This window comes from Serratia sp. ASV30, assembly GCF_016428815.1.
GTDB lineage: Bacteria > Pseudomonadota > Gammaproteobacteria > Enterobacterales > Enterobacteriaceae > Chania > Chania fonticola_C.
In genome coordinates, this window is record NZ_JAELTL010000277.1 from 1 (window position 1) to 278 (window position 278).

The 278-nt window shown below is 63.3% G+C and carries 1 protein-coding gene; it reads right to left on the minus strand.

The features are described 5' to 3' along the window. Positions 1 to 278: Ig-like domain-containing protein (locus JHD74_RS26440; RefSeq protein WP_199063961.1), on the minus strand; the 278-nt coding region annotated here is incomplete at both ends.

The window sequence follows — 278 nt, forward strand, 5'->3', positions numbered from 1 at the left end:
CGGATCGTCCGTCGCACTGCCGCTGACCATGTTCTGCAACTGTACGCTGCCCACATCGTCCGCCGCCGAGTCGATAAACGGAACCGTTGGTTGCACCGTGTCAACCGTGAACATCCAGCTGTTGCTGCTGCTCGAGTTACCGGCCGGATCGACCGCCGTGGCGCTCAGGCTGTGTGCGCCCTGGCCCAGATCGGTGGTTGGCGTGAAGCTCCAGGTACCATCGCCTTTCGCCGTGGTGCTGCCCAGCACGTTACTGCCGTCAAGGACCGTGACGAGAC